Source organism: Rhizobium oryziradicis (genome assembly GCF_001939045.1).
Taxonomy (GTDB): domain Bacteria; phylum Pseudomonadota; class Alphaproteobacteria; order Rhizobiales; family Rhizobiaceae; genus Allorhizobium; species Allorhizobium oryziradicis.
Genome location: NZ_MKIM01000021.1, coordinates 66,265 through 83,134, shown reverse-complemented (window position 1 = coordinate 83,134; position 16,870 = coordinate 66,265). Strand labels below are relative to the sequence as shown.

At 55.6% G+C, this 16,870-nt stretch carries 15 protein-coding genes and 1 pseudogene; 7 read left to right on the top strand and 9 right to left on the bottom strand.

Translation table 11 applies throughout. The features are described 5' to 3' along the window. The first annotated feature begins 93 nt into the window (after nucleotides 1-93). From BJF95_RS03210 to BJF95_RS03185, 6 genes and pseudogenes are all read left to right on the top strand, one after another. Nucleotides 94-1,374: a 4-aminobutyrate--2-oxoglutarate transaminase gene (locus BJF95_RS03210; protein WP_075638013.1), complete on the top strand. Its 1,281-nt coding sequence runs from the start codon at nucleotides 94-96 to the stop codon at nucleotides 1,372-1,374. A gap of 3 nt (nucleotides 1,375-1,377) precedes the next feature. Then, nucleotides 1,378-2,856: an NAD-dependent succinate-semialdehyde dehydrogenase gene (locus tag BJF95_RS03205; protein WP_075638012.1), complete on the top strand. Its 1,479-nt coding sequence runs from the start codon at nucleotides 1,378-1,380 to the stop codon at nucleotides 2,854-2,856. Nucleotides 2,857-3,154: 298 nt separating this feature from the next. Then, nucleotides 3,155-3,763, top strand: coding sequence for a shikimate kinase (locus tag BJF95_RS03200; protein WP_139317388.1), 609 nt, complete (start codon nucleotides 3,155-3,157; stop codon nucleotides 3,761-3,763). A gap of 209 nt (nucleotides 3,764-3,972) precedes the next feature. Continuing rightward, nucleotides 3,973-4,878, top strand: coding sequence for a DnaJ C-terminal domain-containing protein (locus tag BJF95_RS03195; protein ID WP_075638011.1), 906 nt, complete (start codon nucleotides 3,973-3,975; stop codon nucleotides 4,876-4,878). Beyond that, nucleotides 4,875-5,180, top strand: coding sequence for a chaperone modulator CbpM (locus tag BJF95_RS03190; RefSeq protein ID WP_342587938.1), 306 nt, complete (start codon nucleotides 4,875-4,877; stop codon nucleotides 5,178-5,180). The genes BJF95_RS03195 and BJF95_RS03190 overlap by 4 nt, the downstream gene beginning before the upstream one ends. Nucleotides 5,181-5,234: 54 nt before the next feature. Next, a pseudogene (locus BJF95_RS03185) lies at nucleotides 5,235-5,499 on the top strand (glycosyl transferase family 1); the annotation flags it as partial. Nucleotides 5,500-5,829: 330 nt separating this feature from the next. Here the strand turns inward: BJF95_RS03185 and BJF95_RS03180 are convergent. Next, complete coding sequence (locus tag BJF95_RS03180; protein WP_075638009.1) at nucleotides 5,830-6,945, bottom strand: ankyrin repeat domain-containing protein; 1,116 nt, start codon at nucleotides 6,943-6,945, stop codon at nucleotides 5,830-5,832. Nucleotides 6,946-7,112: 167 nt separating this feature from the next. Here BJF95_RS03180 and BJF95_RS24005 point away from each other — a divergent pair, with 167 nt between their 5' ends. Next, nucleotides 7,113-7,283: a hypothetical protein gene (locus BJF95_RS24005; RefSeq protein WP_175577190.1), complete on the top strand. Its 171-nt coding sequence runs from the start codon at nucleotides 7,113-7,115 to the stop codon at nucleotides 7,281-7,283. Nucleotides 7,284-7,375: 92 nt separating this feature from the next. Here the strand turns inward: BJF95_RS24005 and BJF95_RS03175 are convergent, their stop codons facing one another. From BJF95_RS03175 to BJF95_RS03140, 8 genes are all read right to left on the bottom strand, one after another. Next, complete coding sequence (locus BJF95_RS03175; RefSeq protein ID WP_075638008.1) at nucleotides 7,376-8,587, bottom strand: amidohydrolase family protein; 1,212 nt, start codon at nucleotides 8,585-8,587, stop codon at nucleotides 7,376-7,378. Between the two features lie 32 nt (nucleotides 8,588-8,619). Then, nucleotides 8,620-9,609, bottom strand: a complete 990-nt coding sequence (locus tag BJF95_RS03170; RefSeq protein WP_075638007.1) for an ABC transporter ATP-binding protein — start codon at nucleotides 9,607-9,609, stop codon at nucleotides 8,620-8,622. Next, complete coding sequence (locus BJF95_RS03165) at nucleotides 9,606-10,607, bottom strand: ABC transporter ATP-binding protein (RefSeq protein ID WP_075638006.1); 1,002 nt, start codon at nucleotides 10,605-10,607, stop codon at nucleotides 9,606-9,608. The genes BJF95_RS03170 and BJF95_RS03165 overlap by 4 nt, the downstream gene beginning before the upstream one ends. Further along, nucleotides 10,604-12,106: an amidohydrolase family protein gene (locus BJF95_RS03160; protein WP_075638127.1), complete on the bottom strand. Its 1,503-nt coding sequence runs from the start codon at nucleotides 12,104-12,106 to the stop codon at nucleotides 10,604-10,606. The genes BJF95_RS03165 and BJF95_RS03160 overlap by 4 nt, the downstream gene beginning before the upstream one ends. Next, nucleotides 12,106-13,299, bottom strand: a complete 1,194-nt coding sequence (locus BJF95_RS03155) for an amidohydrolase family protein (protein WP_075638005.1) — start codon at nucleotides 13,297-13,299, stop codon at nucleotides 12,106-12,108. The genes BJF95_RS03160 and BJF95_RS03155 overlap by 1 nt, the downstream gene beginning before the upstream one ends. Nucleotides 13,300-13,307: 8 nt before the next feature. Beyond that, complete coding sequence (locus BJF95_RS03150) at nucleotides 13,308-14,264, bottom strand: ABC transporter permease (protein ID WP_075638004.1); 957 nt, start codon at nucleotides 14,262-14,264, stop codon at nucleotides 13,308-13,310. A 12-nt stretch (nucleotides 14,265-14,276) separates the two neighbouring features. Continuing rightward, the gene (locus BJF95_RS03145; RefSeq protein ID WP_075638003.1) at nucleotides 14,277-15,242 is read right to left on the bottom strand and encodes an ABC transporter permease; all 966 of its coding nucleotides are present in this window, start codon (nucleotides 15,240-15,242) and stop codon (nucleotides 14,277-14,279) included. A gap of 81 nt (nucleotides 15,243-15,323) precedes the next feature. After that, nucleotides 15,324-16,826: an ABC transporter substrate-binding protein gene (locus tag BJF95_RS03140; protein ID WP_075638126.1), complete on the bottom strand. Its 1,503-nt coding sequence runs from the start codon at nucleotides 16,824-16,826 to the stop codon at nucleotides 15,324-15,326. Between the last annotated feature and the right edge of the window lie 44 nt (nucleotides 16,827-16,870).

Here is a 16,870-nt window from a genome sequence, read left to right as displayed (position 1 = left end):
CAAAAAGCCCCGTTGCAAAGCTACAGAAAAAATGTAGAGAATATTCACGCGCGAAAACGCTGGGAACAACACACCGCAGGGGATGTCATCATCATGCAGAATCAGGAAATTGCCTCACGCCGCTCTGACGCCATTTCACGCGGTGTCGGCGTCACCACGCAGATTTATGCCGATAAGGCCCAGAATGCTGAAATCTGGGATGTCGAAGGTCACCGCTACATTGATTTTGCAGCCGGTATTGCCGTGGTCAACACGGGCCACCGCCACCCCAAAGTTATTGCCGCGGTAAAGGATCAGCTCGACCATTTCACGCACACCTGCCATCAGGTCGTCCCTTATGAAAACTACGTTCGCCTCGCCGAGCGCCTCAACACGCTGGTTCCTGGCGATTTCAAGAAGAAGACGATTTTTGTCACCACAGGTGCCGAAGCTGTTGAAAACGCCGTCAAGATTGCCCGCGCAGCCACCAATCGTTCCGCCGTCATCGCGTTCACGGGCGCGTTCCACGGTCGTACCTTCATGGGCATGGCGCTGACGGGCAAGGTTGTGCCCTACAAGACCGGCTTTGGTCCTATGGTGGCGGATGTTTTCCATGTACCCTTCCCGGTCGAGTTGCATGGCCAGAGCATGGAGGATTCGCTTGCTGTTCTGGACAAGATGTTCAAGGCTGATGTCGATCCCAGCCGGGTTGCGGCCTTTATCGTTGAGCCTGTGCAGGGCGAAGGCGGTTTCTACGAAGTTCCGCGCGCCTTCATGCAGAAGCTGCGGGAAATTGCGGACAAACATGGCATTCTGCTGATTGCGGATGAGGTTCAAACCGGCTTTGCCCGCACCGGCAAATTGTTTGCCATGGAGCATTATGGCGTTGTGGCCGATCTGACCACGATGGCCAAAGGCTTGGGCGGCGGTTTCCCGATTGCGGCTGTCACCGGCCGCGCAGATATCATGGACGCTCCCGGCTCCGGCGGCCTGGGTGGCACCTATGGTGGCAACCCGATTGGTGTTGCGGCAGGCAATGCCGTTCTTGACGTGATTGAGGAAGAAAACCTCAACGAGCGCGCAGCCTCGCTGGGCAACCGCCTGAAGCAGAAGCTACAATCCCTTCGCGAAGCCGTTCCGCAGATTGCCGATATTCGCGGCCCAGGCTTTATGAACGCCGTGGAGTTCAACATTCCGGGAACAAAAACCCCCAATGCCGACTTTACAAACAAGGTGCGTGAGCGCGCGCTGCAAAAAGGTCTCATCTTGCTGACCTGCGGCGTCTATGGAAATGTCATTCGTTTCCTCGCTCCACTTACCATCGAGGATAGCGTGTTTAACGAAGCGCTCTCCATTCTCGAAACCACACTTCGTGAATGCGCGTCGGAGGCTTGATCAATGACAATTTCGGAAAAACTACTCTCGCAGCTGAAGGATCCGTCCCTCGCCATCGATAAGGCGTTGATTGCGGGCAGCTGGCTAGACGCCAGCGAGAGCGGCAAGACCTTCGATGTCACCAATCCATCCACAGGTGATGTCGTTGCGACGCTTCCAGATATGGGACGCAGCGAGACCGCGCGTGCCATTGATGCGGCCTATAAAGCGCAGAAACTCTGGGCGGCCAAAACCGGCAAGGAACGCGCCAACGTCTTGCGCAAGCTGTTTGATCTTCTTGTGGCCAATGCCGATGACCTTGCCACCATCCTGACCATGGAAATGGGCAAGCCTCTGGCAGAAGCCAAAGGCGAAATCCTTTACGGTGCCTCCTACGTCGAGTGGTTCGGCGAAGAAGCAAAGCGTGTCTATGGGGATACCATACCCGGCCACCAGCAAGACAAGCGCATCATTGTCATCAAGCAGCCAATCGGCGTTGTGGCCTCCATTACGCCCTGGAATTTTCCAAATGCAATGCTGGCCCGCAAATTCGCGCCAGCGATTGCTGCCGGTTGTTCCATGGTTTCCAAACCGGCCGCCGAAACACCGCTTTCGGCCTTGGCGCTGGCAGCACTGGCGGAACGGGCCGGATTGCCAGCCGGATTGTTCAGTGTTGTTCTCTCAAAAGATTCGGCCTCCATCGGCAAGGAATTCACTGAAAACAACAAGGTGCGCAAGCTGACCTTCACGGGTTCTACCAATGTTGGCAAGATCCTGATGCAGCAAGGTGCCGCGCAGATCATGAAGCTCGGCCTGGAACTGGGCGGCAACGCGCCTTTCATCGTGTTTGACGATGCAGATATCGATGCTGCCGTCGAAGGTGCGATGGTTTCGAAATATCGCAACAATGGACAGACTTGCGTTTGTGCCAATCGCCTTTACATCCAGTCCGGTGTCTATGATGCCTTTGCGGAAAAGCTGTCGCAAAAAGTCTCTGCCATGAAGGTCGGCGATGGCTTTGAGGCGGGCGTCAACGCAGGGCCGCTGATTACGGCAAAGGCCTTGGAAAAGGTGCAGGAGCATATTTCAGATGCCGTTTCCAAGGGCGCATCCATTGCGCTCGGCGGAAATCCGGATGAGCGTGGCGGTCTGTTCTTCCAGCCAACCGTTTTGACCGGCGTGACGAAAGACATGATCATTGCCCGCGAGGAGACTTTTGGGCCTGTCGCACCGCTCTTCAAGTTCGAGACGGAAGAGGAAGTGATCGAAATGGCCAACAATACCGAGTTTGGCCTCGCTTCCTATTTCTACTCCAAGGATATGTCCAAAATCTTCCGTGTTGCCGAGGCGCTGGAATATGGCATGGTTGGCATCAATACCGGCCTGATTTCCACCGAAGTCGCACCGTTTGGCGGCATCAAGCAATCCGGCCAGGGCCGTGAGGGCTCTAAATACGGCATCGAAGACTATGTTGAGATCAAATATCTCTGCCTGAGCATTTAATGCCAGTATAAACGGAATGGGTCAGGTTGAAATTGAACCTGACCCATTCTCTTTTGTTGTGTTTGAGCGTGTCTAATCAGGCCGATAACTGAGATCGGCTCCGGATAAAAGCAGGAAAACCTCCGCTTTCATGGTCGAAACCGTTGCGTGCGGTATCGCAAGAGCAACGATTTTCCCTCAAATTAGCGCCACGAACCTTGCCCCATTTGACCTCTGCCGGTTGAAAGATCTTTCGGCTTAAGGACATAAAATCCTTTGCAACTGAAATAATAGATTTTATGTACAAAATGATTGCGCAATGGATGACATGGACATGTCTCGAAATTTCCCGGCTGAAATGGCTCTGATGTCTGCACTTGGAGGGCGCTGTATCGTTCTCGTCGGCATGATGGGCTCGGGCAAAACGTCGATTGGCCGGCCGCTGGCCGCGCGGCTTGGCCTTGATTTCGCGGACGCAGACGCTGAAATGGAAGCTGCGCACCGCATGACCATCCCGCAAATTTTTGAAAAGTACGGGGAGTCCTATTTTCGCGACGGCGAGCGGCGGGTGATCACGCGGCTCCTGGCAGAAGGACCGAAGGTCTTGGCGACGGGCGGAGGTGCCTTCATGAATGCTGAAACCCGTGCGCAAATTGCCGAGCGCGGGGTGTCGATATGGCTGAAGGCAGATCTTGATGTCCTGATCCGTCGTGTGCGTCGGAGCGGCAACCGGCCGCTGCTACAAACACCCGATCCTGAAGGCGCATTGCGCAAATTGATTGAGGATCGCTACCCAACTTACGCGTTAGCCGACGTGACGGTGATATCATCCGATGGTTCGCGTCACATCGCTGCGGCGAAGACAATGCAGGCTTTGATATCCTATTTGAATGTTTCGACCCCACCACCTGCGCCGTTAGGCACATAGAAAAGGATGTCTGACGGGCTTGTTCAGGGTTGAAGATTGCTCAGGCTCTGTTTGTCTCAGGCTCAAATCAAATAGAACCTCTGGTCTTGGTGGTTTGTTTTCAGCTTATTGTGCCTTGCGTCGTTTCCGGTGCTATCGGTGGAGAGCAGAGGGGTATACATTGGTTTCATGCGCGCGAAGCCTTTTGCTTACGCCCATTTGGAGACGCTATGAAAGACCCTTACGAAACCTTGGGTGTCGCCAAAACCGCCTCCAGCGACGAGATCCGCAAGGCGTATCGCAAGCTTGCCAAGACGCTGCATCCTGACCTCAATCCGGGCAATGCCAGAGCAGAAGAGCGTTTCAAGGACGTGTCGGCGGCCAATGAAATTCTCTCTGATCCAGACAAGCGCAAGCGCTTCGACAGGGGGGAGATTGATGCATCCGGCGCAGAGCGACCAAGACAGAACTATTACAAGGATTATGCCGCCAACGGTGCAGGTGGCAATCGCTATCAGAACACCTCCGGTTTTTCTGATTTTGGTGGTGCAGAGGATATTTTTGCAGACATGTTTGGTCGCCAGTCCCGTCAATCGCGCCGTGTGCGTGGTGAGGATTTGAACTACACCCTCACCGTTGATTTTCTCGATTCCATCAACGGTGCCAAAAAACGCATTTCCTTGCCCGACGGCGGGTCGCTGGATTTGGCAATTCCCGCCGGCATTCAGGATAAGCAAGTGCTGAGGTTGCGTGGCAAGGGTGCCTCCGGCGGCTCTCAAGGCGAGGCGGGTGATGCGCTTGTAACTATTAAAATCAATCCGCATGCCTTCTTCACGCGCAAGGGCGATGATATCCATCTCGATTTGCCCGTGACAATCCGGGAAGCCGTTCTGGGTGCGCGGCTGAAAGTGCCAACCCCCACAGGTGCTGTGATGGTGACGATTCCAAAGGGATCGAATACCGGCTCTGTTCTGCGGCTGAAGGGCAGGGGAATTGCCCATGGACAGAGCCATGGCGACCAACTGGTGACATTGCGGGTGGTTCTGCCAAGCAAAGCAGATGCAGAGCTTGAAGCTTTTTTGACCAACTGGACACCCAGCCCCGATGACGATCCGCGCAAGGACATGCTGTCATGATCATCAACAGGTTTGAATTTATCGATCGCACCCATATCAATCCACAGACCCTTGAGGTCTGGCTACAAGAGGAGTGGCTGCTGCCCAATGCTGCCTCAACGGATATGGAGTTTTCCGACATTGATGTTGCCAGGGCGGCGCTGATTTTGGATCTGAAAGAGCGGCTTGGGGTCAATGATGAAGGTGTGGGTGTCATCCTTCATCTTGTTGATCAGGTGCATGGCCTCCGCCAGTTTGCGGCATCATTGATGTCGACTACGTCAGACGAGGCGATCGGCAAAGTCGGATCGTCACAGCTGTAGTTGGAAAGCTTTAGCCAAACTTTAGAATATTGGGTCGAGATGGCGTGCGCGCCATTGCAGAGTGTTTATGGCGTGAGCCGTGCCAAAATCGACGTTATTGCCCATGGCATTCCTGACCGTGCCGATCGTGCTGACTTTTGGCCTTCTGTCGCCCAACACGGGCATTGAGGTGGCGATTGATGCCATGCCGGCCATTTTGAAGGTCGGGCCTGATGCGAAATACATTGTTCTCGGAGCCACCCATCCCAATTTGCTGCGCGAAGAGGGCGAAGCCGACCGCGACAGTCTGCGTGCGATGTGCGATGTCTATGTCACCCCATAGCTGGGTGGATGATTATGATGGAAAAACATAGCAGTTTTTCTATAAAATTGACCATCTAACGCCTTGGGTTAAAATTAGGTTCCATAATCCAGATTACCAACCTGGAGACTCAATGAGGGGTGGGTTCAAGGATGAAGTGCGACTTGCAATAGATAACAACGGTTTATCCTCTGCAAGGAAAGCGTGATCAAAAGCACCTATTCACACATCGACTTGGACGAACGTCGCAAGATCGCTCGCTGGCGTATGGCTGGAGATGGTTGCCGAGAAGCTTGCCCTCCCAAAACGGATAGCGGTCAGGCGGACAGCGGCCCTGAAAGCCGGTTGTCATCGACGATATGAAGGAGTTTGCAATCTCGCTGGCTTGGGATTTCGTAAAACCCACTTCACCGCCAGTCGGCAAAGTTCAGCGGGATCGCCTTGTTTGGTTTTTATTTCCGAAACGTTTTTGATAGCCGAATCCATATCAGGAGGCGGCAATGTGTTTCCCGTGCGCAAATGATCCAGGAAAGCATCTGCCATCTTCCGATAATCGGCATCCCAATTCACACCACCATTCCGCTCGATTTCATCACTGATGCGCCCTGAAATGCGGATCACCTCCCCCTGCACGGTCGAGGCCGCACCGCAAGACGGAACCAAAAGTTCCCAAAGTTCCTGGTGTTGGTCCTGCCAGGTCGAAGCTTTTGTGACGATGTTTGACTTGCCATCATGCAGCGCGCGTCGGGTAATCGGTGGAACGTCGAAGAGACCATAAAGACGATCAAGAGCGTTGCTGGCAGCACCGACGCTTTCAGGATTGAAGCCAGCCCTGTGAAACTCAAAATTTTTACCGATATTCTCGACCATCGCTCGCATTTCGGGAGTGACGGCCGACGATGGACCTGCTGGGCTACCAAAGAGGCGGCCAAAGAATGATTTCTTCGTGGTCGGAGCAGACATCACGCTCAATAGTAATTCGGCCATCGGGGCCATTCGTTCAATATGTGCGTTGTTGCAGCGCTCCAAGGCGAAGACCAACGGAGATTGTCCCCTCGAATTGAGCGCGTTGGGGTCTGCGCCATACTCAAGCAACAGGTGCGCCGTTTTAAGATTGCCGACAGCAGCAGCCTGATGTAAAGGCGTCCCGCGCCCTCCAGCAGCGTGGTTCACATCCGCTCCCAACTCCAGCAAGACCGTGATGTTCCCCTGCCAATGGCCTGCTCGGGCATGGAGGGGAGTGTCGCCGTAGCTATCACCGAAATGCAGGTCGGCTCCTTGTTCGACCAGCCAACGGGACAGATCGTCAGGGCAGTTATTGAAGGCCAGTGCGGATTGTTTCAACACTCCGCCGCGAGCATTGATGTCGACAACGTCGAAAATTGCTTTCAGTGCGTTCAAATCGCCGGACTTCAGGAGTTCATCGAAATCCTTCGGTAGCGTCTTTCGTTTAGCATTGGCCATTAGGCCTCCCTCAGAAATTACGGACGCGATCATGATCGCTTGGCTTTTACTTTATTGTAAGCAACAAGTGTTGTTTTTCGAACCGCCCTTGCGCCAGCGCTTGGCTGATCCTGACCGAACCGCAAGCATGGTCGAACGTGTCAGGAGTGCCTTCAGACGAGAACGTGATGATGTTCGTGCCGTACATCTCCCCTTCAAGACAAGCTCTGCATGACCATTTGCATCGCCGAATTGCCTTCATCCTGACCGGAGATCGCATCTGGACCGTGACAAACAGCCCTGATCTCAAATCGCTACAGCGCCTCTCACCCTATATGGCGCACAAAGGTTCGCTGTAGCTCTTTATATCTGCTGCTGTCAGGCGGAAAACATGCATCCTCGCTGCGGAATCAGCATTTTGCGACAGGCCTCTATAAAATGCAAAATCGTGTCATCTAGGCCCCTTGTTTGGGGCGCAGACATCGCCGTTTTGAGCCACAAGACGCCCTCGCTTGAAGACCCTGCGCTTTGCAGGAAAACCAACCACAGCCTGTGGGATATGACGGGCCGGAATTGCAACAAAATCAGCCATAGCCCCAACCTGAAGGCCATACCCTTCGAGCCTCAGTGCTTTTGCACCGGCCTCAGTTACGATTTCGAAGGCGGCGTTGAGCGCATCATCCGTAAAAAAGCCGGAGCGATAGCCAATGATTTCTGCCCGGCGGAGCATATCGCCGTCACCATAGGGCCACCAGGAATCGCGGATATTATCGCTGCCGCTGAAGACATTGACGCCTTCAGCGCACAACAAGGCAATCGGTGGAAAGCTATGATGGCCGGGCGCATTGGTCATGATGGAAATACCGCTTCTTGCGATTTTTGCAGCGATCTTGCGGGCTGCATCAAGATCCAGATCTCCAAGTCCGTAAGCGTGGCTGATCGATACATGTCCCTGCATGCCGAGCGCATCCGTGCGAGCGCAGATTTCTTCGACGGTGAAAGCGCCCATGCTGCCGCCCTCGTGCAGGTGAATATCCACATCCACACCACGTTTTTCGGCAATGCCAAACACAACGTCGAGATGCGCCGTGACATCACGGTCAAAGCTGGCCGGGTCCAGTCCACCAATCAAATCCGCACCACAGCCAATCGCTTCATCCAGCAGGTCTTTGGTGCCTGGGCTTTTCAGAATGCCGCTCTGCGGAAAGGCGACGATCTGAATATCAATCATTTCCTTATATTGTTCCCTTACCGCCAGAATTGTCTCCAGTGAGGTAAGCCCAACCGAGCTATCAACCATCACATGGCTGCGCATGTGAAGCGTGCCATGGGAAAGACAAAGCTCAAGCTGTTTGATGGCCCGCTCCGCCATCGGCTCAGCATTGGCCATATTTTCGGCCTGAAAAGCCACGCGCTCATGCACATCGAAACCATTGGTACATGGACGATGCGGCACCCATTGGCCACCGTAGAAACTTGTATCGAGATGGATATGCCCTTCAACAAACCCCGAAACCAGCAAATCCCCCGCAATATCAACAACAGGACCGGAGACCGGCTCCACTGACGCTGGCCGAATTGTCACGATCCGGCCATTGCGCACATGAAGATCGTGTAAAAGCCCATCCGTCAGTCTGGCATTGGTGAAGGTCGTTTCATTCATGGTCAGGTCTTTCCTCAAGTGTGTGCCTGGTTTCACTTTGGGTGAACATCGGACGCCAGATGACAGGCAACCTTGCCGCCCCCCAGACGCGCCCGTATAGCGGGCATTGTTTGGCTGCATGCTGCATTGGCTATGGGACAACGCGGATGAAAGGCGCATCCTTGCGGTGGATCAAGCGGGCTCGGTGGCTCCCCACCCATCAGCGCCCGGTCGCGGTTTGGGGCTGCCACATCTGGTATCGTCTGAAGCAAGAGCTGCGTGTAGGGATGTTGCGGATTGCTAAACAGCGCCTCAGTGTCGGCCTCCTCGACAATCCGCCCCAGATACATCACAGCGATGCGATCAGCCATATGCCGAACAACAGCAAGATTATGGCTGATGAAGAGATAGGTCAGGCCAAGCTCATCCTGAAGCTTGCGCATCAGGTTGAGAATCTGCGCCTGAACCGAAACATCCAGTGCCGAAGTTGGCTCATCACAGACAAGAAATTCCGGCTCGCTGGCAAGCGCACGTGCAATGGATATACGTTGCCGCTGGCCACCGGAAAAAGCATGCGGATAACGGTTTGCATCATCCGCAGAGAGCCCAACGGTTTGCAACAATTCGGCAACGCGGGCCTCAATGGCCTGCGCCCCCTTTCGCAAACCAAATTCGCGGATCGGCTCGGCAATGATGTCACCAACCCGCCAACGCGGGTTGAGGCTGGCATGCGGGTCTTGGAAAATCATTTGCGCTTCCATTGGCTTGCCACGGTTGCGGCCACGGCTTGCCGGGGCAAACATCATCGCACCCTCGCTTGGTTCGTAAAGTCCGGTCACAAGCCGCGCAACCGTGGACTTGCCACAGCCGGATTCCCCCACCAGTGCCAGACATTTGCCCTTTTCGACAACAAAACTAATGTCCTTGACGGCCTGCAGATAGCGCTTGGGCTTTCGTTCGACCACGCGGCTCAACCATGGTGCGGAGACATCAAAAACGCGGGACAGTTGATCCACTTCCAGAACGTTGTGACTGCTTCTCATTGCACACCTCCATCATGCAGAAAGCAGGCCACGCTGCTTCGCGCTTCTTCAACCAGCGCAGGGCGCATCATGCGGCACCGTGCGCCCGCATCCACACAGCGCGGGTTGAAGGCACATCCAACCGGAATGGCATTCAAACGCGGCATTGATCCATCGATCTGGGCAAGACGCTCGACCCGCGCTCTGAGTGCTGGAATGGCCCCCATCAGCCCGCGTGTGTAGGGATGTCGTGGCTGACGGAGCACATCCTCAACCGGCCCCATCTCGATCACGCGCCCGGCATACATCACAGCAACACGATCCGCTGTCTCGGCAATCACGCCCATATCATGGGTCACGAGCATCACGCTTGTGCCGTTTTCCCGACACAGGCGGCGCAGCAAAGCCGTGATCTGTGCCTGAATCGAAACATCCAGCGCAGTCGTTGGCTCATCCGCAATGATCAATTGCGGATTGCCAGCAAGGGCCAACGCAATCACCACCCGCTGGCGCATGCCGCCAGAAAATTGATGCGGATAATGGTTGATCCGCTCATCAGCTCCCGGAATACCGACCTGTTTCAACAATGCGATGGCTTTGGTGCGTGCATCCACCTTGCCCGCACCTGCATGACGCTGGATCGTTTCCATAAGCTGCTGACCGACTGAAAACAGCGGATTGAGCGATGTCAGCGGGTCTTGAAAAATGGCCCCGACCAGACGACCCCGGATGGATGCCATATCCGCTTCGCTCAAATTATCTGTTCTCTTGCCGCCAATGCGGATTTCGCCGCCGCAGATCTGGCCGGGCGGTTCGAGCAAGCCCAGAACGGCCATGCCGGTCATCGATTTTCCCGCACCGGATTCGCCAACAACACCGAGGATTTCACCGGGCTTGATCGTCAGCGAAACATCGGAAAGAGCGGTCAGCATGCCTTTTCGTGTCGGAAACTCAACCGAAAGACCTCTTACATCCAGTGCAAGCGGACCGGAAGCTGCGGAATGCCTGCTGGTGCTCATGGCAAAATCTCGCTGTTGGATGGATGCAACGGGTAGCTGGGAGGAAAGATTGTTTCGACGGCAGGATGGCCGAAGGTTCGTTCCGGATAACGGGCAATCAGACCCTCAAACTGCGCTTGCGCCTGTGTTCGTGCTGCCTTCAGATCAAGGTTTGCCACCTCACCATCGCGCATCGATAAACGCCCATCGACAATGGTGGCACGGGTGACGCGGCCAGTGGCACCATAGACGAGGGTCTGAATGGGATCGATGCGTGGAGCGATCATCCGATCACCCATATCAAAAACCGCCAAATCGGCCTTGGAGCCGGGAGAAAGCCGTCCAAGATCCGTTCGGTTAAGGGCATCGGCACCGCCGATGGTCGCAGCATCATAAAACTCAGCCGCTGACGCGGCATCGCCGCGCCCTTCTGCAATGCGGTTTGCCATCAGCCCCACGGCCATGTTGAGCACCATATCCGGGGGAGCCGTATCCGTTCCCATGCCAAGGCGAACCCCCATGGCCTTCAAGCGCGAGAAGGATTTCAGCACCGATCCATGCCGGGCGGAAACAAGCGGACAATGGGCGACCGTTACCCCGTTTTCAGCGTAACGCACGAGATCCTCATCGGTCGCAACCGTGGCATGCGGCGCAATCAGGCGAGAAGACAGCAACCCAAGCTGATCCAGCCAGACTGGCGCGGTGGTGCCATGGAGATGCTGGACAATCTGGCGCTCCATGTCTCCTTGCGCCATATGCAGGCGCACCGGCAGATCCATCTCATCGGCCTGCGCACATGTTCTGCGCAGCAAAGCCTCTGTGCAGGTCTCTACCCGATCGGGAGCCAACATGCCGGACACCAGCCCTCCAGCGCTGCGATGAATCCGTCTGGCAAAATCCACTGCCGCCGCCAGTTCGGCAAAGCCCCTTGGCTCATCAAAGACCGGCTGCATAACGCCCGCATCATCCAGCACAACGCCGCCACTGCGATAGGCCGGACCAAGCCAGACGCGCAAACCGAGATCTTCGGCGGCACTGGCGGCAGCTTCAAATTCGGCAACCGTTTCACCCCAAGCCCGGTAAAAAAGCGAGGCGATTGGCAGCGCGGACGTGATGCCATTCAGCAGCAGTTGCGCAAAAGCATAACGTTTTTGAAACGCCAGCTCCTCCGGCGAATACATCTCATAGGCCCGTGCGGCATAGGCAGAGGGCCAAACGCGCCCTTTTTTCCAGCCGGGTTGATTGTCCATGGCCAGCACGGTCGTATCCAGATCAGACAGGGCGTCGAGATCGACGAAGCCCGGACCAATCAGGGCCTCACCCATGTCATAGCGCGCGGCAAGGTCACCATCGAAATCATGCCCGACCCAGAGGACACGATCATGGTCAATCACCACTTCGCCGTTCTCAAGCAAGCGGCGACCTTGTGGCAGATCCACAACAACGAAACGGGCGCGCAGCGCCCAGCGCCCGGGTGGGCGCTGGCCAAGGGCAAGCTCTTTCCATGGGCTGCCTGTCATCATGGCCGTTCCCGCAGAGTGACGCCATGACGGGCAACAACATGTCCGGCTGTCACCACCAGTGATCGGGGCTGATGGGTAACAATAGCCTCGCCCACGGTTTCACCTTCGACAATGACAACATCCCCTCGCCCGCCAACGGTCAGGGCATGTTGCGTGCGATCCATGGCAACAGCGCCTCCGGTTGTGCAAACATCAAGAGCCATCAGCAGTTCATCATCGCGGCGCAGGTTGTTTTTCATACCCAGCAGCATGGCACGCTCCAGCATGTCGCCGTTGCCATAAGGCCCCCACGTGTCGCGGAAGCCATCAACGCCTGCTCCAAACCTGACACCTGCCGCCCGCAGGCGTTTCAAAGAGGGCACTTCACGCGATGGCGGTGCAGTGGTCAGAATGGGAACATCCAGTTCTGCGCAGGTGTCGATCAAAGCCTGCGTCATGGTCCAATCGCCATGGCCCAGGCAGAAGGCGTGGCTGACAGCAACCTTCCCCTGCAAACCCAGCGACCGGATGCGCTCAAAAATCAGTTCCATGGAAAAGGCACCAAGCTCACCGCTCTCATGCAAATGGATGTCGATGCCTTTTCCATGTTTTTCGGCCAAAGCGAATATTGTATCGAGATGCCCTTTGGGGTCACGATCCATGCCGCAAGGGTCCAGCCCACCCACCAGATCGGCCCCCATGGCCATGGCCCGATCCAGCAGTTCGGCGGTTCCCGCACGACGCATCAAGCCCGATTGCGGAAAGGCAACGATTTCAATTTCCACCACATCAGCCAGTTGGCGGCGCGTTTCCATCACGCCTTCAAGCGCGATGAGGCCCTGATCCGTATCAATATCCACATGCGTGCGGATCAGGGTTGTACCATAGCCAACCGATTGCAGAGATTGGCGCATCGACTGGATATGTGCATCAAGCCCATAGTCTTTTTTCACCTTTCGCTCGTTGTCGATTTTATCAATCAGTTTGGGGCCGACTTCATTGACATACCAGGGATAGCCCAGAAGCGATTTGTCCAGATGGGTGTGGGCATCCACAAGGCCCGGAATGGCAATGCGCCCGTCGGCGTCTTCAATGGCCACACCCTCGGCCGCAAGCGTAGGCCCAATGGCGGCGATACGGCCATCGCGGATGAGAATATCGGCCAACGGGCCGCCCATAGGTCTTGTGTTTTGAAGCAGAAGATCACGCATAGAAAACCTCAGTTCAGCTTGGGATTGAGGGCGTCACGCAGCCAGTCGCCCAGGACATTGATGGAAACCACCAGCAGACACAGTTGCAGACCGGGGAACAACACGATCCACCATTGCCCGGAGAAGAGATACTGATTGCCAATCCGGATCAGTGTTCCAAGGGACGGCTGTTCCGGCGGCATTCCGACACCAAGGAAAGAAAGCGTTGCCTCGATGAGAATGCCAAGACCAAAATTCAGAGTTGCCGTTACCAAAAGCGGCGTGGTCGTGTTGGGCAAGATATGCTTGAGCAGGATGCGCCAGGTGGGCACGCGGATCAACCTTGCCGCCTGCACATATTCCTTGTTGCGCTCAATCATCGTTAAGGCCCGAACGGTGCGGGAATATTGCACCCAGGCCGATAGTGATATGGCCAGCACAATCACGCCCGAAGCCCCCACCTCGCGCAAGGAGGACGGAAGCGCCTGCCGCGCAAGGGCCGACACCAGAATGGCAATCAACATGGTCGGCATCGACAGCAATACGTCACCCGCCCGCATCAGCAGACCATCTGCCCATTTGCCATAGTATCCGGCAATCAAGCCAAGGGCAGAGCCAACAACCAGAGACACCGCAACCGAAGCCGCCCCGATGATAATCGAAGCCCGCGACCCGTAGAGAATGGCAGAAAGCAAATCGCGCCCCTGTGTGTCCGTTCCGAGAAGAAAGGGCCACTGTCCACCCTCCATCCACAGAGGCGGAATTTCTGCGTTCAACAGATCGAGTGAGGCGAGATTATAAGGGTTTTGAACGGTGATCCACGGCGCAAAAAAGGCAGATGCGAGGAGAAGCAGCAGCAGAACCGCTGCCACAACAGCAGAGGGATGGCGCGTAAAACTCCACCACACATCGGAATCCCGCAGACGTGCCAACCAAAGTGAGGCCGGTTTGCCAGAGCGATTGGAAGTCTGTTTGACAATCGTCATAGGCAACTCCCCTCAGATGGCGCGCAAACGCGGATCAATCATCGCATAGGCAATATCGACAACCGTGTTCAAGGTTACAAAGATGAAGGATACGATGCAGAGATAGGCGGCCATGACCGGAATATCGACGAAGGTGACAGCCTGCATGAACAGCATCCCCATGCCTGGCCATTGAAAGACCGTTTCGGTCACCAGGGCAAAGGCAATCAGGTTGCCAACCTGCATGGCCGTCAACGTAACAACAGGCATCAGGCAATTTTTAAGCGCATGACGAAACCACAGAGCCCGCCTTTTAATGCCACGGGCGCGGGCAAATTTAATGAAGTCTGCCCTTAATATTTCCAGCATTTCGGCCCGCACCAGGCGCATGACGAGGGTGATCTGAAACAGGGACAGCGATAACGCTGGCAAAACAATGGCAGCACGACCGGATGCCGTCAGAAGGCCAGTTGACCACCAGCCAAGATGCACCACGTCGCCACGACCGTAGCCCGGCAGCCAGCCAAGGCTGACAGAGAACACCAGGATAAGGATGATGCCAACGAAAAAGCTGGGCAGCGACACACCAACAATCGAGGAAAACTGCAAACTCTCAGCCCACCATCGACCCCGCCCAATGGCCGTGAACACCCCCAGCGGAATACCAATGGCCAGCGATAGAAGCGTGGCGATGATCACCAGTTCGAATGTTGCGGGAAAGCGTTCGCCAATCAGGGTGATAACGTTTTGCTGATTGCGCCAGGACAGCCCGAACTCGCCTTGTGCCGCATTCTTCACAAAACGCACGTATTGAACAATGAAACCATCATTCAGCCCCAGACGGGAGCGCAATTCATCGCGCTCCACTTGCGTAGCGCTTTCATTCACCATCATCTCAACGGGATCGCCCAGAAAACGAAAGATCACGAAGGCAAAGAACGCGACGGTCAGCATCACCAGAAGGGCGTTACCGATACGTTTGATAAGAAAGGCGAGCATGGATGCTCCTTTTCCAGAAAAGACGGATGAGCTTGAGCTGTAAGGACGCCCCCCGCGCCGAAGCGGGAGGACGCGCGGCGCTTACATTTTCACAAGCCAAAGGCGCGGAAGATTGTCGGAAAACAGCGGAAAATCGTGGATTTTCGCCCGCGTCGCCCAAGCAAGCGGCTGCTGATGCAGCGGGATCATCAGAGCATGGTCCTTGGCGATCTTTAACGATTGCGCTTCCAGTGCGAGACGCTTGCCCTGATCAAGCTCGACAGCCGATGCTTCTGTCACCGTATCAAACGCCTTGTCAGACCATCCGCCCCAATTGAAGATGCCGAAACTGCCTTCCTTGGTGTGCAAGACCTGCGACGTGAGGCTGTAGGTGTCCAGCATCGGCAGGGTTGCCCAGCCGAGCGTGTAAACATCCACCTTGCCTGCGGAGCGCTTCGGGGTTTGAACCGCACGTGTGCCTTGATCCAGCTTAGGCTTCAGGCCAATACGCGACCACATGGAGGCAACCGCCTGACAAATCTGCTCTTCATTGACGAGGGTGTCCGCGCAATTGAAATCGAATTCGAACCCTTCTGCACCCGCTTCTTTCAAAAGAGCTTTGGCCTTCTCCGGGTCAGCCTTCACGGGCATATCAAGTGCTGCATCATAGCCCGGAATTTGCGGTGCCACGAGGGCACCGGCATTGCGGGATTTTCCGCGCATGACCTTCTTGTTGATGAGATCAAGATCAATGGCAAGCTGCATCGCCTGACGCACCCGCAGATCTTTCATCGGGTTGGGTGCCCCGGACAGCAATTGATCGCGCTGAGAAAAGCCAATCATAACCGTTCGAAGGTCCGTGCCTTCCAGAACCTTGACCTCCGGCGAGGCGGTCAGCCGTGGCAGGTCTTGCACGGGTGCCTGATCGGTAAAATCAATATCCCCGGCAAGCAGCGCCGCCACACGGGTGGCGCTGGAAGCAATCGGGGTCAGCTCGATCCGATCGATATTGTGCTGAGGCTTATCCCACCATCCATCAAATTTGACAAAAACCGTCTTTGCGTCCGGCTGGCGGCTTTCAACCTTGAACGGGCCAGTGCCGTTTTCATGGTAAGTGGCATAGCCTTCGGTTCCCGAGCCAACATCGGTCGGAGCCTCGGCATTGTTGTCTTTCATCCATTGGGCATTAAAAATATAGATCGTCGTCAGATCGTTGAGAAGCAACGGATAATTGGCCGAAACATCGATCTCGATGGTGTGGGCATCGATCACACGCGAGCCCCTGTAGGCCGGAATGTTGCCCCGCAGAGGCGATTTCGGATTGGAGGCGCGCAACAATGACGCCTGCACATCAGCGGCAGTGAAATCAGCGCCATTGTGGAATTTGACACCGTCACGCAGCTTGAAGCGCCAGGTTGTTGGCGACACGATTTCCCAGGATGTTGCCAGCGCCGGTTCGATCTTCAAATGACGATCATAGCGAACAAGGCCCTCATAGGCATGGTTCAGCACCCCCAGGGCGAAGCTATCTCCATAGGAATAGGGATCGAGCGAGCTGATGTCACGCGAGGCACCCCATTTCAACGTCGCCGACATCGCAGGCATTGTAAAGGCCAACAGAGCAATCCCTGTGGCCAGGATTTTTGATA